The following is a 23766-nucleotide window of genomic DNA, read 5'->3' on the forward strand; positions in this document are numbered from 1 at the left end:
TCTGTTCTTGCCTGTCCGGCGGGCCTGGCGAGGCGCCGCCTCGATTGAGAGGTCCACGCCGGATCCGAATGCACAGGCGCGGGGCTCCGATCCGTCGCCGGAGCACGACCAGCCTACCGGAGCGGGTGCGCGCTGCTGAGGAGAACGTTCGAGCTCCATTAGGCTGGCCGCGTGGTGAGGTGGTTCTGGCAGCGCGACAAGGCGCCCCGGCGCACCCTCGTCCTGCGCTCGCGCGGCGATCAGGGCGATGCGACCAGGGTCGACTTCGCCGAGCTCGCGCCGGAGCTGACCACGTTCCTCGGCCAGGCCGCCTATCTGCAGCTCGGCTACTTCGAGACGCTCACCCGGCTGATCCGCGCGACGACCGACCTGGGCGAGAAGGAGATCCTGACCCGCGCCGCCGGGGCCGCCCTCGTCAAGCACCACGGCATCGTGGCGATCATCGCCGCGAAGGGCGACGATCCGACCCGGGTGATGCTGCCGTTCCGCGAGCAGCTCGACGGATTCCGCCGGAAGACCCTCGGCCCGCGCATCGCCGAGACGATGCTCGCCGTGTACCTGACCGCGGGCATGCTGGACGACTTCTATCTCGCGCTCGCCTCGAGCTACGGCGACACCGGCGCGAAGGTCGCGAAGATCCTCGCCGAGGCGGACGACCGCCAGGAGATCGTCGGGATCGTGCAGGCCACGATCGCGAGCGACGAGCAGTGGCGCTCGCTGCTGTCTCTGTGGGGCCGTCGGCTCGTGGGCGACACGATCCTCGTCGCCCGGGCGGCGCTCCGGCCGCATCTTCCCGGTGCGGAGGACGACAAGCTCGAGCCGGTGTTCACCGAGCTCATGGCCGCGCACGCCCGCCGGATGGACGCGATGGGCCTGGCGTCCTAGACGCCGCTCCCGCCGGGATCCGGCTCAGATGCCGAGGGCGGACCGTCGGCGGGCGTCGCCGTGCACCCGGCCCTGGCTCAGGATCAGCGTCGCGGCGACGGTGATCACGACGGCGCCGCCGAGCGAGATCACCCAGAGCCACACGTTCGACTCGGCGAGGCCCGCCCACTGCCCGACCGCGTAGGCCGCCGCGGCGACCGCGGTGGCCAGCGCCGGGGCGAGGGCGACGCCGCGCACGCCGCGGTGCGGCAGGGCGTAGTGCACGGCGATGCCGAGCAGGCAGGCGCCGATCAGCGCGAGCAGGATGTACATCGGCTCAGGCGACGAAGCCGACGCGGCGGGACTCCTCGGTCCCGAGCTCGACGTAGCCGAGGCTCGCGGTCGGAACGATGTAGGAGGCGCCCTTGGTGTCGGACAGCGTCACGTGGCTCGCGCCCTTGTCGAGGGCCTCACCGATCTGCGTGCGCACCTCGTCGGCGGAGGCCGAGGTCTCGAAGCTGAGCTCGCGGCCGGTGTTGATGATGCCGATGCGGATCTCCACGGGAATGCTCCTTGAAAGGTTGAGGTCCCGTCACTCTATCGCGGGCGGATCGCGCGAGGACTGCGGGCGGGGTGCTGTTCGCCGAGGGCGATGTCGGCCGCGGGAGATAGCGTGGAGGGCATGCCGTTCAGCCCCGTCCCGACCCCCGCGCAGGCCGCCGTGATCGGCGCCGCGCGAGCCGCGACCGGCACCGTGATCGGCGGTCCCGGCACCGGCAAGACGCACGTCCTGGTGGAGCGCATCGCTCACCTCGTGGGCGACGGCGGCCTTGTCGCGGAGGAGGTGCTCGCGCTCACGCCGAGCCGGCAGGCGGCCACCGCGCTGCGCGATCGGATCGGGGTGCGCGTGCGGATCGCGACCCCGGGACCGCTGGCCCGGTCACTGGGGTCCTTCGCGTTCCAGATCGTGCGCGGAGCGATGGTGCACGGCGGCCAGGAGCCCCCCGCGCTGCTGACCGGCGCCGACCAGGACAGGATCATCGCCGACCTGCTCGCGGGCGACGCCGAGGACGAGGCCGAGGGGAGCCCGAGCCGCTGGCCCGGGGAACTCGGCGCGACCGTGCGGTCGTCGCGCGCGTTCCGGTCGGAGCTGCGGGCGTTCCTCGCCGAGTGCACCGAGCTCGGCGTCACCGCGGCCGAGCTCGCGCAGTCGGAGCGCCCCGCATGGCGGGCCGTCGGAGCGTTCGCGGAGTCGTACCGGACGGTGCTGGACCGCGCCCGCTCCGCGCACCGCGACGCCGCCGACCTGCTCGCGGAGGCGGCGGCGATCCTGCGCACGGCGGACGCGGACCTGCTCGGCCCGCTCGGGCGGCTGAAGGCCGTGCTCATCGACGACGCGCAGGAGCTCACGGCGGGCGGTGTCGCCCTCGTCGACGCGCTGCGCGCACGGGGCGTCGCGGTGACGGCCTTCGGCGATCCCGACATCTCCTCGGGTGCGTTCCGGGGAGCGGGGCCCGAGCTGTTCGCCCGGCTCGCGTCCCTGCTCGGCGACGTGCACGTGCTCGATCACGCGCATCGGCAGGATCCGCGGCTCACCGCCCTCACCCGCACCGTCGTGCAGACGATCGGGGTGTCGGGGCGGGTCGAGCACCGCCGGGCGCCCGGCACCGGGGAGGACACGGCCGCCGGCGTCGTCGAGGCGTTCGTCGCGCCCTCGCCGCACGAGGAGCACGACCGGATCGCGACCGCGCTGCGCGAGTGGCACCTGCTGCACGGGATCGGCTGGGACAGGCTGGCCGTGATCGCGCACGACACCCGCCAGGTCGCCGCGCTCGAGGCCGAGCTCGCCGCCCGCGAGGTGCCCACCAGGGCCGCCGGCGTGCAGCGGCCGCTCGGCAGCGAGACGATCGTGCGCGACATCGTCGGGATCGTGCGGCTCGCCCTCGCCGAACCCGCGGAACGGGATCCGCTCCTGCTCGCCGAGGCCCTGCGCACGCCGTTCGGCGGGCTCGACGGCGTCGGGCTGCGGCGGCTGCGCGCCCGGCTGCGGCATCTCGAGCTCGAGGACGGCGGATCCGCGCCCGCCCGGCTGCTGCTGCGCGACGCGCTCGCCGAGCCGGCGATGCTCACCCGGGTGGACACGGCCGAGGCGCGCATCGCCGACCGGTTCGGCCGGGTGCTGCGCGAGGTCCGCGAGGGCCGGGAGCGCGGAGAGACGATCCACGAGCTGCTCTGGCGGGTGTGGGACGGATCACGCGCGCCGGACGGGCGCCGGCTCGCCATCGCCTGGCAGGACATCGCTTCCGCGCCCGGCGGTGCGGAGACCGCCCGGGCCCTGGACGCCCTCGTCGCGCTGTTCGACGCCGCCAAGCGCTCCGTTGAACGGGCCCCGGAGAAGGGGCCGGAGGCGTTCATCCACGACATCCTCGACACCGAGGTTCCGGAGGACTCGCTGTCCGCGCCCGATCGGCCCGGCACGGTCACCCTGATGACCCCGGCGACCGCGCTCGGCACCGAGTTCGACGCCGTGGTGATCGCGGGCGTGCAGGACGGGCTGTGGCCCAACGTGCGGCTGCGCGGCGGCCTGCTGGAGACCTGGCGGCTCGGCGAGGCGGTCGCCGCGGCCCGCTCCGGCGAGCCCGAGCACGTGCACTCGACCCTGGACCGGCGACGTGCGGCGCTGCACGACGAGCTGCGCCTGTTCGTGCGGGCGATCTCGCGCGCCCGGCACCGGCTGCTCGTGACAGCCGTCGACGACGACGATCAGAGCCCGAGCGCCTTCTTCGGGTTCCTGCCCGATCCGCTCCCGGTCGACGAGCGCCACGCGCACCCGCTGACCCTGCGCGGGCTCGTCGCCCGGCACCGCCGCGTGCTCACAACGTCGACGGATCCGGCCGCCCGGGCCGAGGCCGCCGGGCAGCTGCGCCTGCTCGCGGAGGCGGAGGTGCCCGGGGCGGATCCGGACGGCTGGTTCGGCGTGCGCGCCCCCTCCGATGCGCGCCCGCTGCGGGACCTCGATGAGGGATCCGTATCCGTCTCGCCGTCCCGGCTGGAGGCGTTCGAGGAGTGCGGAGTGAACTGGGCGGTGTCCGCGCTCGGCGGGGACACCGTGGCGCCGCCCTCGGCGGGGATCGGCACGATCGTGCACGCCGCGATGGAGCACGTGCCGGACGGCGACCTCGACGCGATGCGGCGGATCCTCGACGAGCGCTGGGGCGAGCTCGACTTCGAGACGCCGTGGATCGACAGCAAGGAGCGCCGCCGCGCCGACCTCTACCTGCAGCGCCTGCACGCCTATCTCGATGCGGTGCAGCGGGATCACGGCCGGGTGGTCGGATCCGAGGCGGCGTTCCGGTTCGCGGTCGATGTCGCGGAGGGGGAGCCGCGCACCGCGCACCCGGTCGACCCCGAGCGCACGGCGCAACAGGCGGTCGTGAACGGGTACATCGACCGTGTCGAGGTGTATCCCACGGGCGGCGGCGAGCACGGGCCCGCCCGCGGACGTACCTGGAACACGATGGTGGACGGGGCGGACGGCGAGCGGGTGGTCGTGGTGGATCTGAAGACCGGCAAGTACGAGCCGGAGACGGAGGCGAAAGTCGTGGAGCACGCCCAGCTGGCGGCCTATCAGCTCGCGGTCGAGCAGGGGCTCGTCGAAGGGGCGGATCCGGCCGCGCTCGCCGGGGCGCGGCTCGTGCTCGTCGCGCAGACGATCGGCGCGAGCCCCTACCGCGTCGCGCACCAGCACCGGCTCGGCGACGAGGCCCGCACCGCGTTCCTCGAGCGCGTCGCCGAGGCCGGCCGCGGCATGGCCGCCTCGAGCTTCACCGCGCAGGTCGAGGCGCACTGCGCCGACACCCAGGTGCGGGTCAGCCCGTGCCGGATCCACACGATCCCGGCGGTGAGTGCATGAGCGCGGCGACCGGCCTGGCCCCGACGTCCGTCGCGAGCACCTGGGACGGCGGTCACGGCGTCTCCGCCACCGACATCGCCACAGCGCTCGGGCTGCCGACGCCGACCCTCGCGCAGCAGCGCGTGATCGAGGCCCCGCCGACCCCGGCCCTTGTCGTGGCCGGCGCGGGCAGCGGCAAGACCGAGACCATGTCGGGCCGGGTGGTCTGGCTCGTCGCGAACGGACTCGTCCAGCGCGACGAGATCCTCGGCCTCACCTTCACCCGCAAGGCCGCAGGCGAACTCGCCGAGCGGATCGCCCTGCGCCTCGACCGGATCGACGAGTACGGCCGGCGCGGCCTGCTCCCGCACCTGCCCGAGATCGTCGCGACCGGCGCCCTCGACCGCATCGCCGCCGCCGGATCCGCCCCGCAGCGCGCGGCCGTGCAGCGGGAGGTGCTCGACGGCCTCGCCGAGCGCTTCGGCACCGGGTGGGATCCGACCGCCCCGCGCGACGCCGCGGACCTCATCATCCGGCCCCGCGTGTCGACGTACAACGCCTTCGCCGACGGGATCGTCCGCGAGCACGCCGCGCATATCGGCCGCGACCCGGACGCCGCGATGCTGAGCCAGTCCGCATCGTGGCTCATCGCCCGCGCGGTGGTGCTGCGCGCAGAGATCCCGGGGCTGGATGAGGTGGACCGGTCCCTGAACGGCGTGATCGACGCCGTGCAGCGCCTCGCGGGCGACGTGCTCGACCACCGGGTCGACATCGACGCGATGGTCCGGATCGCCGGCACCCAGGCCGACGCGTTCGAGTCGTACCGATCGAGCGCGCCCGTCGAGCAGGCGTTCGCGAACCTGCGGACGATGCCGATCCTCGCCGACCTCGTCCGCGAGTACATCGCGGAGAAGAGCCGTCGCGGCGTGCTCGACTTCGCCGACCAGGTCGGCGGCGCCTTCGACATCGTCGAGGCCGCGCCCGACGTCCGCGCCGAGCTGCGCGAGCAGCACCGCGTCGTGCTCCTGGACGAGTACCAGGACACCTCGGTCATCCAGACCCGGTTCCTCGCGGTGCTGTTCCGCGACGGTGCCGTGATGGCGGTCGGCGACCCGCACCAGTCCATCTACGGCTGGCGCGGGGCGAGCGCGGACAACCTGTACGCGTTCGGGCGCACGTTCGCGCACGAGCAGTCCGCCGAGACCTACAGCCTGATGACGAGCTGGCGCAACGACGAGCGGATCCTCGATGTGGCGAACCGGGTGCTCGAGCCGCTGCAGCGGCCGGGGCTCGACGTGCCGGCGCTTGAGCCGCGCCCCGGATCCGGGGCCGGCCGGGTCGAGGTCCGCTACGGCGAGACCGTCGACGACGAGGCGGCCGAGGTCGCCGGCTGGTTCGAGGATCTCCGCGCCGTGCATGACGAGCGGGCCGCAGGGAGGCCGCACACCGGGGCGATCCTGTTCCGCTCCAAGCGGCACATGCAGACCTTCGCCGGCGCCCTCGCGGCGCGGGGGATCCCGCACCGGATCCTCGGCCTCGGCGGCCTGCTCGCCACCCCCGAGGTGGTCGACGTCGTCTCGGCGCTGCGCGTCGTGCACGACCCGACGGCGGGATCCGCGCTCATCCGGCTGCTCGTCGGACCGCGGTTCGCCGTGGGCGTGGCCGACATGGCGGCGCTCTACGACCTCGCCCGCGAGCTCGCCGCCCGGGACGGCGCGCTCATCCCGCTCGCCGACGAGCTCAAGGACCGGCTGCGCTCCTCGCGCGGTGCGGACGAGGCCGTCTCGATCATCGACGCGGTCGACTTCGTGCGCACCGCCAGGGACGACTACCGTCTGCTCGCGCGGATCAGCGCCGAGGGACGGGCCCGGCTGCGCTCGGCGGGGGAGATGCTCGAGCGGCTGCGCCGGGCGTCCGGGCAGCCGATCCTCGAGCTCATCCGGATGATCGAGGCCGAGCTGCGGCTCGACATCGAGCTGGCCGTGAACGAGACCCGCGGCCCCGCCCGGGTCGCCGCGACCCAGTTGCGCGCTTTCGGCGACGAGGTGCGCGCGTTCCTCGTCGCCGACGACCGCGGCACGATCGGGAGCCTGCTCGCGTGGCTGGACAAGGCCGAGACCACCGACGAGCTCATGCCGCGCGCCGAGCCGCCCGAGCCCGGAGTCGTGCAGCTGCTCACGATCCATGGATCCAAAGGCCTGGAGTGGGACGCCGTGGCGGTCGTGCGCCTCGTCGAGGAGGAGCTGCCCGGGCGGATCACCGACGCGCAGGGCTGGTTCGGGTTCGGCGTCGTGCCCTTCCCGCTGCGCGGCGACCGCGACGCCCTCCCGCGCTTCGACTGGGATCCGCAGGCCGAGATGGACGCCGCGGGGGAGGACCCGGCCCGGCGGCACAAGGCGGCGCTGGAGGCGCTCGCCGCCGGCGCGACCAAGGCCCGCCCGCGCGGCGGGGCGCTGCACCGCTTCAAGAACGACTACCGCGACTACCAGCGCGCCGAGGAGCGGCGTCTCGCCTACGTCGCGACGACGCGCGCCCGCACCGACCTGCTGCTGACCGGTTCGCACTGGTCGGGTCAGAAGTCGCCGCGCAAGCCGAGCCCGTACCTGCTCGACGCGATCGACGTGCTCGGACTGGATCCGATCCCCGCACTCGACTCCGACGAGAACCCCTACGAGGGCGCCTCCCGCACGAGCGTGTGGCCGATGGATCCGCTCGGCGGGCGGCGCGCCCGCGTGCAGGCCGCCGCCGACGCGGTGCGGCAGGCATCGGCCTCGCCGATCGCGCCCGCCCCCTCCGAGGAGCTCGAGCGACTGCTCGCCGAGCGCGAGGCGCGGCAGCGCGGCGTCCTCGCCGACGCGCCCATGCGGGTGCCCGCCTCCCGGTTCAAGGACTACGTCACCGACTACGGCGGCACGATCCGCTCGCTCACCCGGCCGATGCCGGAGCGTCCGTACCGACAGACCCGGCTCGGCACGCTCTTCCACGCCTGGGTGGAGCACCGCTCGGGATCCGTCGGCGTCGGCACCTCGCTCGACGACGCGCTCTGGGACCTCGACGACCTCGACCTCGCGCACGACGCGAACGCCGGCGACGAGATCGCCCGCGCCGACGCCGAGGATCTCGCCCGGCTGCGGGAGATCTTCGAGCGCAGCGAGTGGGCACCGCTCAAGCCGATCGCCGTGGAGACCGAGATCGACTTCGCCCTGCCGGTCGGGGACGGCGAGCCGCCGCGGATCGTGATCTGCAAGCTCGACGCCGTCTACCGGCGCGAGGACCGCGGCGGGCGGATCGAGATCGTGGACTGGAAGACCGGCCGCCCCCCGGCGACCGCCGCGGAGCGCGAGGAGCGGCTGCTGCAGCTGGCGCTGTACCGTCTCGCCTACCACCGGCGGTTCGGCGTGCCCATGGACGAGATCGACGTCGCGCTGTTCTACGTCGCGGACGACCTCGTGATCCGCGACGACCCCGCCACCGGCGTCTATTCGGAGGAGGCGCTGGTCCAGCGCTGGAACGCGGCCCGCGCCGCGCGGTGAGCCTCGGCGACGTCCGTCTCCTCGCCAGAGATCCCGCCCTCGCTGGGCAGCAGGGTTGTCGGCCGGGGCGGGCGGTCCTCGTCGTCCTCCGCGCCGAAGGCGCCGAGCTCGGCGGTCGCGTTCGGGTCGAGCGGCTCCAGCGCGCCGGTGGCGTCCGCGTCGGATGCGGCGTCGCGGGGATCGAATGCGTCGTCGAGGAGGTCCTCCTCCCCGGAACCGCGCGGCCCGAACGCCGAGGTGTCGTCGGAGGGGACTCCGGTGAAGGCGCCCGCGTCGTAGGTGTCGGTCCGCATCGACGTGTCGACGTCGCTCTGCTCGCGGGCCGGGACCCGGTCCAGCGCCGACATCGCCTCGTCGACGCCGGCACCCGCCGTGCGCCGCGGGGCGAGGTCGTCGTGGATGCCGTCCGCGAGGGCGTCGAGCAGCTGCGCGGCGTCGTCCATGACGTCGGGGCGGCGCGCGTCGTGCCCGTGCATGAGCCAGCGCGCGAGTTCGAGCTCGGCGAGCAGGCGCGCCCGCACGCCGAGACCGGCGTCGGGGGCGCGCAGCGTGGATCCGGCGTACGCGTCCAGCACATCCGTCCGGGCCTCGGTCGCCATGGTCAGCCAGGCGAGGTCCACCGCGGGATCGCTGATGCACAGCGCATGCCAGCCGATGACGCCGATCACGCGGGGGCCGCGCTCGTCGTCGTCCGCGAAGAGGAAGGACTGGGCGTGCGCGCCGCCGAGGGTGACCGCCGACTCGAAGCGCCACAGATCGTCGGCATCGACGGCCTCGCGCCAGCGCACGGTCAGCCGTGCGGAGACGCGGCCGGTCGCGGCCGCGCGGTCGATGAGCGTGCGCACCTCGGTGCGCGCCTGCTCCGGCGTGCGCTCGGCGAGCCCGGCGCCGCGCACGACGGAGGCGGGCAGGGCGTGCACTCCGGCGATCGCCTTGCCGATCGCGACGGCCGCACCCGCGCCCGCCGGGATCTCGGCCGCATCGATCTGGAAGCCCGGGACGAGCGTCGTGACGAGCGCGCGGGAGTCGCCGACCCGGCCGTCGCCGAGGTGCTCGGGGACCTCGAAGCGCAGCATCGCGCGCGCCCCCGGGGTCAGCGCCCGCAGCGCGAGGCCCTCCCGGGCGAGTTCGGCCGCGGTGTCGTCGTCGCCCGCGACGCGGATCGCCACCTCGCTGCCGTCGGCGAGCGTCGCGACCGCCGAGTCGAAGCGGGCGTCGCCCCCCGCGGACAGCGCACGGGCGCCGACGACATCGGCTCCCGGCACCGCCGCCGTGACAGCCGCGGCTAGAGTGAAAGGTGAGCGAGCCATGTCACCAGGGTAGGTCGAGCCTCGTCCACGCCGGGCCCGCCACGCCTGGAGAAGGGGAGTCGATGACAGGACGCCTGTCGCCGGGACACCGACCTCTGGCACGCCTGGAGAAGGGGAGTCGATGACCCAGCCGGAGACCGTCCCCGAACACGCCGACCTCGACCGGGCCGCCGCGGAGAGCGTCGCCCCCGACGAGGGCTCGCTGGAGGGCGCAGCCCTCGACCGGGCCGCGGAGTGGCGCGAGGATCCCGCCGTCATCGAGCGGCTCCGCGCCGATCCGCGCACCGGGGTGCTCGTCGTCCGCGACCGCCGCGTGCCGATGGGCGACGGACCGGAGAGCGGCCTGATCCTCCTCGACGCCACGGACCCGGTCCTCGGCCGCACCCGCGAGTGGGCGCTGCTGGGCCGCCGCCCGGACGGTTCGGGGCTGCTGCTGGCGCTGCAGGACCCGGACGAGGACACCGACGCGGACGGATCCTGGGCCGCGCACTGGAACGATCTGCGCGAGGCGCTCCCCGGGCTCGGCGAGTTCGACGCCGAGTTCGTCGTCTCCGCCATCGCCCTCGCCGGTTGGCTGCGCGACGCGGGCTTCTGCCCGGTCTGCGGCGGCACGGCCGAGCTGCGCCACGCCGGCTGGTCCCGCCGCTGCACCTCCTGCGGGCGCGAGCACTTCCCCCGGACGGATCCCGCCGTCATCGTCGCGGTGCAGAGCGCGGACGGCGAGCGATTGCTGCTGGGCGCGAACGCGCAGTGGAAGGGCCGGATGTACTCCTGCTTCGCCGGGTTCGTCGAGGCCGGCGAATCCCTCGAGACCACCGTGCAGCGCGAGCTGTTCGAGGAGGCCGGCGTGCGCCTGCGCGACATCGCCTACTTCGCCTCGCAGCCCTGGCCGTTCCCGCGGTCGCTCATGGTCGGCTTCCACGCGACCGCGGTCGAGGAGGACTCCGTTCACGGCGACGGCGAGGAGATCATCGACGTGCGCTGGCTCACCCGCGCGGAGATCCGCTCCTCCCTCGCCGGCGAAGGCCCGGTCGGCCTGCCCAGCTCCGCGTCGATCGCGAACCGGCTGATCCTCGACTGGCTGCGGCGGTGAGCGCGCTCGACGGCCTCGACGAGCGTCAGCGCGAGGCCGCCTCGGTCCTGCGCGGCCCGGTCGCCGTGCTCGCCGGGGCCGGCACCGGCAAGACCAGGGTGATCACCCACCGCATCGCGCACGGCGTCGAGACCGGCGCCTACACGCCGAGCAGGGTGATGGCGGTGACGTTCACGGCGAAGGCGGCGGGGGAGCTGCGCGGACGGCTCCGCGGGCTCGGGGTCGACGGCGTCGCCGCCCGCACCTTCCACGCCGCCGCCCTCGCCCAGCTGGGCTTCTTCTGGCCGTCGCTCGCGGGATCCCCGGCGCCGGCGATCGTCGACAACAAGGTGCGCCTGCTCGCGCAGGCGGCCGACCTGGTCCGGATGCGGCTGGACACCGCGACCCTGCGCGATCTCGCCTCGGCGATCGAATGGCGCAAGGTCTCGATGCTCTCGATCGAGGAGGTCGCCCGGCGCGGCCGGACGATCGGACGTCTGGACGAGACGCAGGTCGCGGACATCTCCCGTGCCTACGAGACCCTCAAGGACGACCGCCACCAGCTCGACTTCGAGGACGTGCTGCTCGCCTGCGCCGGGATGCTGGAGGCCGAGCCGCGGGTCGCGGCGGCCGTGCACGAGCAGTACCGGCACTTCACGGTGGACGAGTTCCAGGACGTCTCCCCGCTGCAGCACCGCCTGCTCGAGCTCTGGCTCGGCGACCGCGGCGACCTGTGCGTCGTGGGCGACGCCTCGCAGACCATCTACTCCTTCGCGGGCGCCGATCAGCGCTACCTGCTCGAGTTCGCCCGCCGCCACCCCGGTGCGACGGTGGTGCGGCTCGAGACGAACTACCGCTCGGTCGCGCCCGTGCTCGACGTCGCGAACGCCCTCATGCACGGCCGTCCCGGCGCGCTCGAGCTCGTCCCCGCGCAGGCCCACCCGACCGCGGAGCCCGCCACGGTCGTCGCCTTCGACGACGACGCCGAGGAGGCCCGATCCGTCGCCGCCTCGATCGCGGGCCGGATCGCCGAGGGCGTGCCTGCCGAGGAGATCGCGGTGCTGTACCGGGCGCACTCGCAGTCCGCGGGCCTGCTGCAGGCCCTCGCCGCCGCCGGCGTGGCCGCCACCGTCCTCGGCGGCAAGCGGTTCTTCGACATGCCGGAGGTGCGCCAGGCCGTGCAGGCGCTGCGCGCCGCCGCTGTGGCACCGCAGCAGCACGCCTTCCTGCCCGCGGTGCGCGACGTGCTCCGCGGTCTCGGCTACACGGACGAGCCGCCCGAGGCCGGAGGGGCGCTCCGGGACGCCTGGGAGGCCCGCCGCGCGGTCATGCTCCTCGCCGAGGACGCCCCGGCCGGGACCACCATGCGGACCTTCGCGGACGACCTGTTCGCGCGGGCGAAGGATCAGCACGAGCCCGTGCTGCGCACCGTGACGCTGTCGACTCTGCACGCCGCGAAGGGCCTGGAGTGGCCGCACGTGTACCTCGTCGGGATGTCCGAGGGGCTGCTGCCGATCTCGTACGCGAACGGCTTCGACGCGATCGACGAGGAGCGCCGGCTCGCCTACGTCGGCGTCACGCGGGCCGCGCGAACGCTGACGCTGAGCTGGTCGCGGGACGTGCATCGCGCGGGACGACGTCCGTCACGGTTCCTCGGGGAGATCGGCACCGGCACTCTGCGTGAAACGTCACCGTCCGCGATGACCGGCGCCCGTCGCGGCTGATCCGGATCGACCGGCCGGATCCGGCACGCGTCGCGTCGGCGTGCTCCGCGAGCAGGGCGGCGATCGCGTCCGCCGCGGCGGCGATCCCGGCCAGCGGCACCCTGCCCGGATCCCGCTCGAGCAGCTGCACGTGCAGCGCCGCCCACGCCGGATCCCGGTCGCGGTCGTGCGCGTCCCGGCAGGACAGGCACGGCGTCCGCCCCGGCACGACGAGAGGGCCGACGGTCGAGCCGCCGGCGTCGAACGCGACCGGCAGGTGGATCCGGTCGTCCGCGAGCAGCGCCGCCGCATCGCGCGCGGCCGCCGCGCCGTGCCGGATCAGCACCGCAGGAGCCTCCGCGTCGTCCCCCGGATCCACGCCCGCGTCCTGCAGCGCCTCCTCCAGCCGGAGCACGGTGCGCACGCCGACCGTGGCGGCCGGGACCAGGCGGGCGGGGAGACGCGGCACGTCCGCGACGAGCACCGGATCGAGTACGGCCCGGAGGCGGCGTGCCGCGGGCAGCGGCGCTCCGAACCCGTGCGCGACCACCTCGAAGGCGCGCTCCGGCACGCCGCGGCCGAGCTCGTGCAGCATCCGCGGCAGCCACGGCCCGTCCACCGGCAGCGTCAGCACCGCGTCGATGCCGAGCTGCACCGTGTCGGCGTCGCGCCACAGCACGGGAAGGGCGGGGTCGAGTCGCAGCGTGGCCATGCCACGATCCTCACCGGAGCGGACCGCCCGGCGGGGCGGGGATGCGGGATCGGTGGATAACCCGCTCAGACCGGCTTCTCGCCGGATCCTTCCTCGTTCGCGCCGCCGTTCTCGTCCTCGCTCGGCCCGCCGAAGTCCTCGCCGTTCAGCAGCCGCTCGAGCGCCTCGTCCATCTCGTCCTGCTGCGGCTGCTCGCCGCGGGCGCGCGCCTGCAGCCGCCCCACGAGCGCGGCCGGGTCGTCGATGTCCGCGGCGTCCGGCATCAGGTCCGGGTAGTCCCAGAGCGCGTCGCGCGCCTCGATGCCGACGGCGTCGGTGACCGCCTGCCACATCGCGGCGGCCTCGCGCAGCCGGCGCGGGCGGATCTGCAGCCCGACCAGCGCGCCCAGGGCGTCCTCGGCGGGGCCGCCGGCGGCGCGGCGGCGGCGGGCCGCCTCCGCGATCCGGACGCTGTCCGGCAGGCGGGACGTGGCGTGGCTCGTGACCACGTCCACCCAGCCGTCGATCGTCGCGATGAGGTTCTCCAGCCGCTCCAGCGCCTCGCGCTGCACGTCGGACAGGGCGGGCAGGAGTGCGCCGCCCTCGATCGCGGCGCGCAGCTCCTCGGGGTCGTTCGGGTCGAGCCGGCCGGCGAGGTCCTCGAGCGCCTCGACATCGACCGTGACGCCCTTCGCGAACTCGGTGATCTGCGTCATCACGTGCAGGTGCAGCCAGCGCGCGTGCCGGTACAGCCGGGCGTAGGCGAGCTCGCGGGCGGCGAGGTACAGCGAGATCTGATCCTCGGGGATCTCCAGCCCCTCGCCGAAGGCGGACAGGTTCTGCGGGATCACCGCGGCGGTGCCGGCCGGCAGCACCGGGATCCCGACGTCGCCGCCCGAGACGACCTCGAGCGACAGGTTGCCGAGCACCTGGCCGAACTGCATCGCGAACACCGAACTGCCGATCCCGCGCATGAGCTTGCCGGCGCCGGCCACGACGCCGCGCATCTCCTCCGGGGCACGGCTCTCGAGGGCGGCCATCAGCGCGTCCGCGATGCTCGTCGACACCGGAGTGGCGACCTCCTTCCACACCGCGAGGGTCTGCTCCACCCACTCGCCGCGGGTGAGTGCGCGCGGCGAGGAGGACAGCTCGGAGATCGTGGTCGCCTCGCCCACCCACAGGTCGGCGAGCGCGAACGCGTCGGCGATCGAGGTGCGCGAGCCCGCGTCGATGCCGAGTCCGTCCCGGTTGGCGATGTGCAGCGCCTGGCGCAGCGTGGTCTCCCACGGGTCGCCGTTCATGGCCTGCTGCATCTGGTGCATCATCTGCTGCATCATCGCGGGGTCCATCGGCAGCCCCTCCATGCCCTGCAGCGCGCTCAGGTCGAGCCCCTCCGCGGCGTCGCCGAGGATCCGGCGCAGGAACTGGAGGAAGTCCTCCGAGTTCGGGTCGTTCTCAGCCATCGCCAGTCCCTCTCAGCACGTGTATAGCCCGTGCTGACTACGCTAGACGCACGAACTTCAGGACGGCCCGGATCGAGGCCGCTTCGCTGTACGCCGCTCGCGAACGAGCATCCGCGGACCCGCCGGGACCGATGTCCGGCACCGGTTCGGGAGCCATCTTTGGAGGACAACGTGACGACCACGCGTGCGCAGCGCGCCACCCGGATCGGCCTCGTCGCGTTCGTCGTCTCGCTGGCCTCGCTGCTGGTGCTCACGTTCCTGCCGCTGCCGTACGTGATCGAGCAGCCCGGCCCGGTGTTCAACACGCTCGGCGAGGTGAAGGATGCGCAGGGGAAGACCGTTCCGCTCATCGCCGTCGCCGACGCCACGACCTATCCGACCAAGGGCGCGCTCGACCTGACCACGGTGCAGGTCGTCGGCAACCGTGAGCAGCCCCCGTCCTGGATCCAGCTGATGATGGCGTGGTTCGACCCGTCCCGGGCCGTCGTCCCGATCGACGCGGTGTTCCCGCAGGGCGTCAGCACGTCCCAGCGCGATCAGCAGAACCAGCTGATGATGGTCGACTCGCAGCAGGAGGCGACCGCCGCGGCGCTGCGCGAGCTCGGCCACGACGTCCCGGTCACGATCCAGGTCGCGTCCATCCTCGGCGACGGGGCCGCGTCCGGGATCCTCAAGCCGAAGGACACCGTCGTCGCGGTGAACGGGCAGAAGCCCTCGGACGTGGACGCGCTGCGCGCGCAGATCCAGAAGTCCGCCGGCGCTCCCGTGGCCCTCACGATCGAACGGGACGGGACGCAGCAGGACGTGTCCGTCACCCCGCGCAAGCAGGAGTCGAACGGCACCACGACCTGGCTCCTCGGCGTCACGCTGCAGCACCAGTACACGTTCCCCATCACTGTGAAGCTGCAGCTCGACAACGTCGGCGGGCCGAGCGCCGGCATGATGTTCGCGCTCGGGATCATCGACACGCTCACCCCGGGCGAGCTGAACGGCGGAAAGCAGATCGCCGGCACCGGGACGATCGCCGCGGACGGCACGGTCGGCCCGATCGGCGGCATCCGGCAGAAGCTGTACGGCGCGCGCTCGGCGGGGGCGGACTACTTCCTCGCCCCCGGCTCGAACTGCAATGAGGTGTACGGGCATGTGCCGTCCGGCCTCACGGTGGTCCGCACGGACAGCCTCGGCGACTCGCTCAAGGCGCTCCGGGTGATCGCCGCCGGGGGAGACGTCAAGGCCCTGCCGACCTGCACCGCCGCCGACCTGAAGAAGTAGCCGCCGGCCCGCCGGAGCTCCGTTCGCGACGCCGGTGGGGCCCGTTCGCGACGGGCGAAGCCGGGCCGACGGCGAGACGGGATCCCGTCGAGGTGCCGACCTAGGATGGGACCGTGACCACCTCTTCGGAGCCGAGACCGGCCGCGCCCCGCACCACCCGACGCATCGTCCTGTCGACGGTGGTGATCCTCGCCGTGCTCATCGCGGTCTTCTTCGTCTTCTCGTCGATGTACACCGACTTCCTCTGGTACGACCAGCTGAAGTTCGCCGAGGTGCTCACCACCCGCTGGATCGCGACGGCGGTCATGTTCGCCGTCGGCTTCCTCGGCATGGCCGTGCCGATGTTCATCACGATCCAGCTCGCCTACCGGATGCGGCCCGTCTACGTGCGGCTCAGCTCGCAGCTGGACCGCTACCAGGAGGTCGTGGAGCCGCTGCGGCGCCTGGCCATGTGGGGCATGCCCGTCTTCTTCGGCCTGTTCGCCGGATTCGCCGCGGGCGGCCAATGGCAGACCGTGTGGATGTGGGCCAACAGCACCCCGTTCGGGTCGACGGATCCGCAGTTCCAGATGGACAAGGGCTTCTACGTCTTCGACCTGCCGTTCTACGAGGCGCTGCTCGGCTTCATCTCCGCCGTGCTGATCCTGTGCCTGATCGTCACCGCGGTCGTGCTGTACCTGTACGGGTCGGTGCGGATCGGCCAGGGCGAGCTGCGGATCTCCAAGGCGGCGCGCGTGCAGCTGGCCGTGATCGCCGGCGTGTACCTCGCCGTCCAGGCGATCAGCCTCTGGCTGGACCGCTACAAGACGCTGATCACCCCCGAGGACCGGATCACCGGCGCGGCCTTCACCGGCGTCAACGCGGTGATCCCGGGCCTGTCGATCCTCGCGATCGTCGCGGCCCTCGTGGCCGTGCTGTTCTTCGTCACCGCGATCATCGGCCGCTGGCGCTTCCCGCTCGCGGCGACCGCGCTGCTGATCGTGGCCGCGCTCGTGCTCGGCATCGGCTACCCGTGGGCGGTGAACACCTTCCAGGTCAAGCCGAACCAGAACCAGCTGCAGGCGCAGTACTACGAGCGCAACATCAAGGCCACGAAGGCCGCGTACGGCATCGACAACGTGGAGACGACGCCGTTCAAGGCGCAGACCACGGCCCAGGCCGGGCAGCTGCGCAGCGACGCCGACACCACCGCGTCGATCCGCATCATGGATCCGAATGTCATCCCGCCGACGTTCCAGCAGCTCGAGCAGTACCGCAGCTACTACAAGTTCCCGGAGAAGCTCGACGTCGACCGCTACACGATCGACGGCAAGACGCAGGACGCGGTCGTCGCGGTCCGCGAGATCGACACGAGCCGGACCGGCAGCCAGACCTGGAACAACAACACCCTCGTCTACACGCACGGCTACGGCCTCGTCGCCGCAGCCGGCAACCAGCGCACGGACGACGGCGAGCCGGTCTTCCTCGAGCGCGGCATCCCGACCTCCGGAGCGCTGACGAACGCCGACAAGTTCGAGCCGCGCGTCTACTTCGGCGAGTCCTCCCCGCAGTACTCGATCGTCGGCGCGCCCAAGGGTACCGCTCCCGTCGAGATCGACTACCCGCGCGGCAAGGACTCCAGCGACAGCCAGACCAAGACGACCTTCACGGGCGACGGCGGGCCGCGCATCGGCAACCTCTTCACGAAGATGCTCTACGCGCTGAAGTTCCAGTCCGAGCAGATCCTCTTCTCGGAGAGCGTGAACGCGGACTCGCAGATCCTGTACGACCGGGATCCCGCGACCCGTGTCGCGAAGGCCGCGCCGTACCTGACGCTCGACAGCGACCCGTACCCGAGCATCGTGGACGGCCGGATCGTGTGGATCGTGGACGGTTACACGACGAGCTCCAGCTACCCGTACTCCTCGACCGTGAACCTGACGAAGGCCATCAGCGACTCGGTGAACACGGCCCCCGGCTTCGTCACCGACGACGTCAACTACATCCGCAACTCGGTCAAGGCCACGGTGGACGCCTACGACGGCAAGGTCACCCTGTACGCGTGGGATCCGGCCGACCCGGTCCTGAAGACCTGGCAGAAGATCTACCCGTCGACGCTCAAGCCGATCAGCGACATGTCGGCGCAGCTGATGAGCCACGTGCGCTATCCGACCGACCTGTTCAAGGTGCAGCGGGCGATGCTCGGCACCTACCACGTCAACGATTCGGCCTCGTTCGCCCGCCAGGACAACCAGTGGGAGACCCCGAACGATCCGCAGAGCGACGCGAGCAACCCCGAGCTGCAGCCGCCCTACTACCTCAGCATGAAGATGCCGGGGCAGTCGGCCGCGCAGTTCTCGATGTTCACGACGTTCATCCCGGCGTCGCAGGGCGGCCCGTCCAGCCGGAACGTGCTCCTGGGCTACCTGGCGGTCGACGCCGACGCCGGCGCGACGGCGGGCAAGAAGGCCGCCGGGTACGGCAAGCTGCGCATGCTCGAGATCGACGCGGACACGAGTGTGCCGGGTCCGGGGCAGGTGAACAACAGCTTCGTCTCCGACCCGACCGTCTCGCAGCAGCTCAACGTGCTCAAGATCGGGCAGTCGCAGGTGCTGCACGGCAACCTGCTGACGCTTCCGGTCGGCGGCGGGTTCCTCTACGTGCAGCCGGTGTTCGTGCAGTCCACTTCGGGCACCAAGGTCCCGAAGCTGCAGAAGATCCTCGTCGCGTTCGGCGACAAGATCGCGTTCGCGGACACGCTGACCGAGGCACTCGACCAGCTCTTCGGCGGCAACTCGGGCGCGACCGGCGGCGACGGCAACATCACGCCGACGCCGACCCCGACCCCCACCCCTGGCACGACGCCGCCCACCGGCAACGCCGCGATCCAGGCGGCGCTGCAGCAGGCCAAGGACGCGATGCTCGCGCGTGACACCGCGCTCAAGGCGGGCGACCTGGCCGGCTTCGCGGCCGCGGACAAGCAGCTCACCGACGCGGTGAACACGCTCATCCAGCTCGAGGGCGCCGGGAGCACGACGACGAAGTGACCGGCGTCAGCCGGTGATCGGGAGGGTCCGCATCCGACGTGCGGGCCCTCCTTCTCCTCCGTCCCGGGGGGCTGCTCAGTGGGCGCGCATGTGCGCGACCGCGGCCTCCCGGTCGATCATGTTCATCACGTCGCCGATCGAGTTGACCAGCGGCGCCGGGGCGATGACGAGGGTGTTCTTGTCGACGCCGATCTCGACGAGGGTCTGCAGCGTCCGCAGCTGGAGCGCGAGCGGGTGCGACATCATCGTGTCGGACGCGGTGCCCAGCTGGGTGGCGGCGAGGGCCTCGCCCTCGGCGGCGATGATCTTCGCCCTCTTCTCGCGCTCCGCCTCCGCCTGCTTGGCCATGGCGCGCTTCATCGAGTCGGGCAGCAGGATGTCCTTGAGCTCGACCAGGGTCACTTCGACGCCCCACTCCGCGGTGGTCACGTCGAGGATCTCCCGGATGTTCGTGTTCAGGGACGCGGTGTCGGAGAGGATCTCGTCGAGGTGGTGCTGGCCCACGACCCGGCGCAGCGTCGTCTGCGCGATCTGATCGATGGCCGCGCGGACGTTCTCGATCGCGATCACCGACTTCACCGGATCCATGATCCGGAAGTACGCGACGGCGGAGACCCCGACGGTGACGTTGTCCTTTGTGATGATGCCCTGCGACTGGATCGGCATCGTGACGATCCGCAGCGACACCTTGATCATCACGTCGACGATCGGGAAGATGAACCGGATCCCCGGTTCGCGCACGTTGTGCAGGCGGCCGAAGCGGAGGACGACGCCGCGCTCGTACTGCCGGACGATGCGTGCGGACATGAAGAACACGATGATCGCCAGGATCACGGCGATGATCAGAATCGTGAGCGGGATCATGGGAACCGCCTCCTCTGGCGCCGGTGACGTGCCGCGAGCCAGTGCACCTATTTTCCCACCGAAACGGGGGAGTGGGGCAGGGTTTTCCGCGTCCGGGATCGCCTCGATTCGCGCGTCGTCGAAACCCGTGCTAGGCTAACTTCTTGTGCCGCGGGGTGGAGCAGTTCGGTAGCTCGCCGGGCTCATAACCCGGAGGTCGCAGGTTCAAATCCTGTCCCCGCAACAAGAGAGGCCCCGAGATCACAGCGATCTCGGGGCCTCAACCTTTTGATCCGAGTCAGACTCGACAGATTCGGTCGACAGCAATTCGGTCTGGATGAACCGCCGCGAAGTGTCGCCGAGCGAGGTCAGCGGGCTCCTCGACCAAGTGATACTCGCGGTCTAGGGCGTCGTGCAGATCCAGGGTCATCTTCACGGTTTCGGCGATTGATGCGCCGAGCACGGCGAACTCGAATGCGAACCACGCGGCGTACGTGCTGAGCTCGTCGACATCGGGGCACGTCTCGGGTGCGCTGACGCATGCGGCCGGATGGCCGCCCCACGCGAAGGCGAAGTCCTCACGCAATGCCTTGTGAAGCGCCTCGGCATCGGTCGGGATGCTCGTGGGGTCCTGCTTGAACGTCGCTGCATAGCCCAGCTCGTGGAAGCCCGCGCCAATCGTCTCCTCCGTCCGTTTGAAGTGGCGGAACGTCGCGCTTGGATTCCGGGTGGACTCGGTCAACTCTGCGTCGCCCTGATGCTGGCCAGTCTCGGGGATGCTCTTGCCCAAAACGATTCCTCTCTTGATGGTGACTACCGCTTATGCGGCGTCGTCTTCGGTCGGTCGGCCAAAGAGGTCTTGGATCAGCGCGGCGTCACCGATGACCTCGCGCTGCTTCTGGATGTAGGACTGCTTCGTGATCGAGACGCTGGCGTGCCCCAGGTAGTCCCTCGCCGCCTCGTCGTCCACAGCTTCAGCCAGTCCCGTCGCCAGCGTTCGACGGAAGGCATGCGGCGTCACCGGGGAGAGGCCGTCCCGCTTGAACTCGGCGTTGGTCACACCTGCGAGCTTCAGCGCCGTACGGAGGTTCCGGCGAACGTTGTTCGGGCTTACCAGCGTCCCCTTGCTCGTCGTGAAGACGAAGCCATGGTCGGCATGGAGCCCGAGCTGACGGCGCAGGCTCTCAATGACGAACTTCGGCACGGCGAGGTCGCGGTTAGATGCGTCGGTCTTCACCATGTCCTCGCGGATCAGCCCCTCTCCGGAGACGACCTTCACGGTTCCCCGAATCCGGATGTATGGTGTCGGCGCATCGAGCACGCAGTCCTGAGGGCGGAGCGCCAGCGCTTCCGAGATGCGGATTCCGGTGCCCAGGAGAAGGCTCACCAGATCGGGCATCACGCCGTCCGGGTCGCGTGGACGGCCGCCCTTCTTGCGGTCAAGGTCCGCGCCGTCACGCCATAGGGCAATGGCGCTCCGTGTCGTCTCGATCTGTTCGTTGGTCAGCGCCACGGGCTCAGCGACCTTTTTCTTGGCGCGCTTGAGGTTCGGGATCGGGTTGTCGATCCGTGCGCCGTCCCGAATGGCCTGCTTGATGATCAGCGACATCGCCTTGCGGAAGTTCTGAGCCTGGCTCGGCGAAGCCTGGTTACTGCGGCCGGCTCGCTTGAGGAGTTTGCTCGGGAGCGTGATGGTCCCGTTCCGGATGCCGACCATGTGCTTCTCGATCTGTCCGGCCGTGACTGCACCGATCTTCAGAGATCGGACGCCCCTACGGTTCTTGATCGTGCTGTTCACGGTGCGCCGGTAGTAGTCCAGTGATGCCTTGCCGAGATCGCGGGCGGCTTCCTCCTTTGCCAGCCAGATTGCGGCTGCCTCAGCCACGGTGTGATCGGCGCAGATGTCATCGAGAACCTTGACTCGCGGCGTCGGGGGCACGCGATTCGCGATCTTCTTGCTGAGCGAGGCGATTGCGTCGTACTTCGTCTCACCGCGCGCTGTCACGGGGCGCACCTTGCCGTCGGTGTCCTCGTGTCGAACGAAGGCTTCCCACATGCCAGATGTGAGCTGCTTCGCCGCCACGGTGCGCTCGATGTTCGAGACCCTCTTCCTAGCCACGTGCCATCTCCTCTTCAATCCAGTGCTGAAGGAGGTCAGCTCGATAGCGAAGGCGTTTGCCAAGCTTCCCGGCCTGCGGGCCCTTGCCGAGCGACCTCCAGGTGTGCAGGGTCGCGACGGCGATGCCCGTATGGGCAGAGACTTCTTCGATCGACAGCAGGCGCGGCATTACCACATGAGTGGCCGCGACCGAATCGCCAGATGACCAGGTGTTTTTCTGGTCGATACTGGCGTCGTCGGGAGTCAAGTTCGTCGTCACGACGAGCGTTGTACCAGACCGAAAGCGTTCTTCTTGAGCAGATGGAAGAGCTGCCCGAAGTCGGCCAACGAGCTGTGTGAAGTCAGATGCTGGCAAAGTGAGAAGCCGACAGTACGCTCGCCTAGTACGAGCACGCTAGCAGGCGACAGATCGCGGTGCGCCAACGACTCTTCTGGGTGATTCGCCTCCTACAGACAATTAAAGGGTTCCGAAGATCGATCTCTATGAGAATGCTATGAAGCAGGCGTTGTCCAACTCAGTCGTGCAATCGAGACGCGAGCGCGATTTCGGCGTCTTGACTCGACCAAAGTCAGAGCCTCCTGGCGCCTACGACTACGTATCTCTCCTGCGGCGCAGTCTCGTGCGTCTCGAGGAGCAGTGGGCGCGAGGCGTGCTTCCGGCTCACAGAGCGTGCAGCCTCAAGGACAAAAGGGAAGCCGAGAGGCGATGGCTGTCGGGCCTCCCGATCACGCGAGGAGAGGTTGAGAAGCCGAGCAACAACTTTCGATGCGAGTCGTTCTCTTGCCGACCGGGAGATCCCATGGGGTGTGCGGCAGCCAACGCTCGCTTGAAGGCGAAGCAGAGCACTTTTGTTCTGACGCGCTGGCTGAACAACGACGGGGCAAGGGCCTTCTACGGAGTGTTCGACACTCGTGGAGGCCCAGGCGAGCCTCTTGCATCAATTATGGGCAGAGCGAGTTCAGACTTCGACAAGCTCAAGGCGTCCGATAAGGGCAACTGGCGGCGGCACGTCGAGACAGAGACCGTGGCGGGCTACCTCTGGCACCTTGGAGCGTTCCGGCGACAGGGGCGCTGGATTGTCCGGCGCTGGGTTTTCGTCGGCGTGAGAGGCGAGGGCGCAGCCAAAGACACACAGCGTTGGTCACAGCGAATCAAGCTCGACTGGAAGCGGCGCGCAGCAGGACAGGGTGGGAGTGGCTCCTTCTCCGGATGGGCGCGGGTTCGGGGTGATCGCCAAGCCGAGATCATCGCTCGCGTAGCCGCCGGGGTCACGCGATACGAACTTGGCCACGCAAAGGAGCGCGACATTCGGCTGGGGGCGCGAATCATCGAAGCTCACGACGTTGGAGAACGCGCCTGGCGGCCAGACGAGGCATCGATCGATGATCCCTGGTTCGTGGAATATGCCACGGCATTTCCAGGGAAGCCGACGTGGCAGAGCTCTCGGGCGTCAAGTAGTGCCTCGGAGTGGCGATCAGCGCTGGAGGACGAGGACTTCAAGAGGATCCGATTCAGCAGCAGCCACATGCGGCGTTCGAAGAAGGCAGAGGTGGCGCGCATCAGCGGCAAACGGAAGCCCATCGAAGGCGATATCTGGTAATTCTCGTATTCTTCGAGCGAGCAAAAGAGCGGATGTAGTCATCAGAAGCGCTTGAGGGGGTCGTGGACGTCCCAGATGATCGTCTAGCGCTCTCGCTTCGTCTACTCTCTTTGCGGGCTCTCAGATCGTCGTTGACGACTTCCGATGGATTTGGATATCCACGGGTCAGGCTGCTGTTGTGCGGATCGTCAACCCAATTGACCCATGATGACTTCAATCGAGGGAGCTGAGGAGAGGAGTCAGCCCCGGTGAGCCGGGGCTATTCTGAATAGGCTCTAGTTTTAAACCCCCATGCAGTTGTTCCTCAACACGCACTTACTGCATTCAATAATCCGAGATTTGGCCAACGGCTCCTCGTATTCTTCGAGCGAGCAAAA

The 23766-nt window shown here is 70.9% G+C and carries 16 protein-coding genes and 1 tRNA gene; 9 read left to right on the forward strand and 8 right to left on the reverse strand.

Annotation, left to right across the window (positions count from 1 at the left end):
* Positions 1-171: 171 nt before the first annotated feature.
* Positions 172-885, forward strand: coding sequence for a ferritin-like fold-containing protein (locus RBR11_RS08870; RefSeq protein WP_308488963.1), 714 nt, complete (start codon positions 172-174; stop codon positions 883-885).
* A 24-nt stretch (positions 886-909) separates the two neighbouring features.
* Here the strand turns inward: RBR11_RS08870 and RBR11_RS08875 are convergent, their stop codons facing one another.
* Both RBR11_RS08875 and RBR11_RS08880 read right to left on the reverse strand, forming a co-directional pair.
* Positions 910-1197 (reverse strand): hypothetical protein, encoded by a 288-nt coding sequence (locus RBR11_RS08875; RefSeq protein ID WP_308488964.1) that lies wholly within the window; start codon positions 1195-1197, stop codon positions 910-912.
* 4 nt (positions 1198-1201) lie between these two features.
* Positions 1202-1426: a DUF3107 domain-containing protein gene (locus tag RBR11_RS08880; protein WP_308488965.1), complete on the reverse strand. Its 225-nt coding sequence runs from the start codon at positions 1424-1426 to the stop codon at positions 1202-1204.
* A gap of 120 nt (positions 1427-1546) precedes the next feature.
* Here RBR11_RS08880 and RBR11_RS08885 point away from each other — a divergent pair, with 120 nt between their 5' ends.
* Both RBR11_RS08885 and RBR11_RS08890 read left to right on the forward strand, forming a co-directional pair.
* Positions 1547-4777, forward strand: a complete 3231-nt coding sequence (locus RBR11_RS08885) for an ATP-dependent helicase (protein WP_308488966.1) — start codon at positions 1547-1549, stop codon at positions 4775-4777.
* Positions 4774-8289 carry an ATP-dependent DNA helicase gene (locus RBR11_RS08890; protein WP_308488967.1) on the forward strand — a complete coding sequence of 1172 codons (3516 nt, stop codon included), beginning with the start codon at positions 4774-4776 and terminating at the stop codon, positions 8287-8289. Before RBR11_RS08885 ends, RBR11_RS08890 begins: the two co-directional genes overlap by 4 nt.
* On the opposite strand, the gene RBR11_RS08895 is transcribed toward RBR11_RS08890, so the two are convergent.
* A complete protein-coding gene (locus RBR11_RS08895) occupies positions 8235-9599 on the reverse strand; it encodes a phosphotransferase (protein WP_308488968.1) in 1365 nt (454 codons plus the stop codon). The two genes, RBR11_RS08890 and RBR11_RS08895, sit on opposite strands and share 55 nt — an antisense overlap.
* A gap of 121 nt (positions 9600-9720) precedes the next feature.
* Between RBR11_RS08895 and nudC the strand changes: the two genes are divergently transcribed.
* Entirely contained in the window at positions 9721-10692 is a 972-nt protein-coding gene (gene nudC, locus RBR11_RS08900) for an NAD(+) diphosphatase (RefSeq protein ID WP_308488969.1), read from the forward strand.
* Positions 10689-12395, forward strand: a complete 1707-nt coding sequence (locus RBR11_RS08905; RefSeq protein ID WP_308488970.1) for an ATP-dependent helicase — start codon at positions 10689-10691, stop codon at positions 12393-12395. Before nudC ends, RBR11_RS08905 begins: the two co-directional genes overlap by 4 nt.
* 756 nt (positions 12396-13151) lie before the next feature.
* Here the strand turns inward: RBR11_RS08905 and RBR11_RS08910 are convergent.
* Positions 13152-14528 (reverse strand): zinc-dependent metalloprotease, encoded by a 1377-nt coding sequence (locus RBR11_RS08910; RefSeq protein ID WP_308488971.1) that lies wholly within the window; start codon positions 14526-14528, stop codon positions 13152-13154.
* 171 nt (positions 14529-14699) lie between these two features.
* Here RBR11_RS08910 and RBR11_RS08915 point away from each other — a divergent pair, with 171 nt between their 5' ends.
* Together RBR11_RS08915 and RBR11_RS08920 are read left to right on the forward strand one after the other, a co-directional pair.
* Positions 14700-15800: a YlbL family protein gene (locus RBR11_RS08915; RefSeq protein WP_308488972.1), complete on the forward strand. Its 1101-nt coding sequence runs from the start codon at positions 14700-14702 to the stop codon at positions 15798-15800.
* A gap of 113 nt (positions 15801-15913) precedes the next feature.
* On the forward strand, positions 15914-18826 hold the full coding sequence (locus RBR11_RS08920) for a UPF0182 family membrane protein (protein WP_308488973.1): 2913 nt from the start codon (positions 15914-15916) through the stop codon (positions 18824-18826).
* A gap of 75 nt (positions 18827-18901) precedes the next feature.
* On the opposite strand, the gene RBR11_RS08925 is transcribed toward RBR11_RS08920, so the two are convergent.
* Positions 18902-19690 (reverse strand): slipin family protein, encoded by a 789-nt coding sequence (locus RBR11_RS08925; RefSeq protein ID WP_308488974.1) that lies wholly within the window; start codon positions 19688-19690, stop codon positions 18902-18904.
* Between the two features lie 149 nt (positions 19691-19839).
* Between RBR11_RS08925 and RBR11_RS08930 the strand changes: the two genes are divergently transcribed.
* Positions 19840-19913: transfer RNA gene (locus RBR11_RS08930), tRNA-Met, on the forward strand.
* 54 nt (positions 19914-19967) lie between these two features.
* Here RBR11_RS08930 and RBR11_RS08935 read toward each other — a convergent pair.
* Genes RBR11_RS08935 through RBR11_RS08945 form a run of 3 tightly spaced genes read right to left on the reverse strand, consistent with a single transcriptional unit; the run spans position 19968 to position 22047 of the window.
* Positions 19968-20459, reverse strand: coding sequence for a hypothetical protein (locus RBR11_RS08935; RefSeq protein WP_308488975.1), 492 nt, complete (start codon positions 20457-20459; stop codon positions 19968-19970).
* Positions 20460-20489: 30 nt separating this feature from the next.
* Positions 20490-21788, reverse strand: coding sequence for a tyrosine-type recombinase/integrase (locus tag RBR11_RS08940; RefSeq protein WP_308488976.1), 1299 nt, complete (start codon positions 21786-21788; stop codon positions 20490-20492).
* On the reverse strand, positions 21781-22047 hold the full coding sequence (locus RBR11_RS08945) for a helix-turn-helix transcriptional regulator (RefSeq protein ID WP_308488977.1): 267 nt from the start codon (positions 22045-22047) through the stop codon (positions 21781-21783). The genes RBR11_RS08940 and RBR11_RS08945 overlap by 8 nt, the downstream gene beginning before the upstream one ends.
* Positions 22048-22615: 568 nt before the next feature.
* On the opposite strand from RBR11_RS08945, the gene RBR11_RS08950 reads away from it, so the two are divergent.
* The gene (locus tag RBR11_RS08950) at positions 22616-23389 is read left to right on the forward strand and encodes a hypothetical protein (RefSeq protein ID WP_308488978.1); all 774 of its coding nucleotides are present in this window, start codon (positions 22616-22618) and stop codon (positions 23387-23389) included.
* Positions 23390-23766: the final 377 nt, after the last annotated feature.

Origin of the sequence: Microbacterium capsulatum (genome assembly GCF_030865425.1) — a bacterium.
In the GTDB taxonomy this organism is placed as follows: Bacteria; Actinomycetota; Actinomycetes; order Actinomycetales; family Microbacteriaceae; genus Microbacterium; species Microbacterium capsulatum.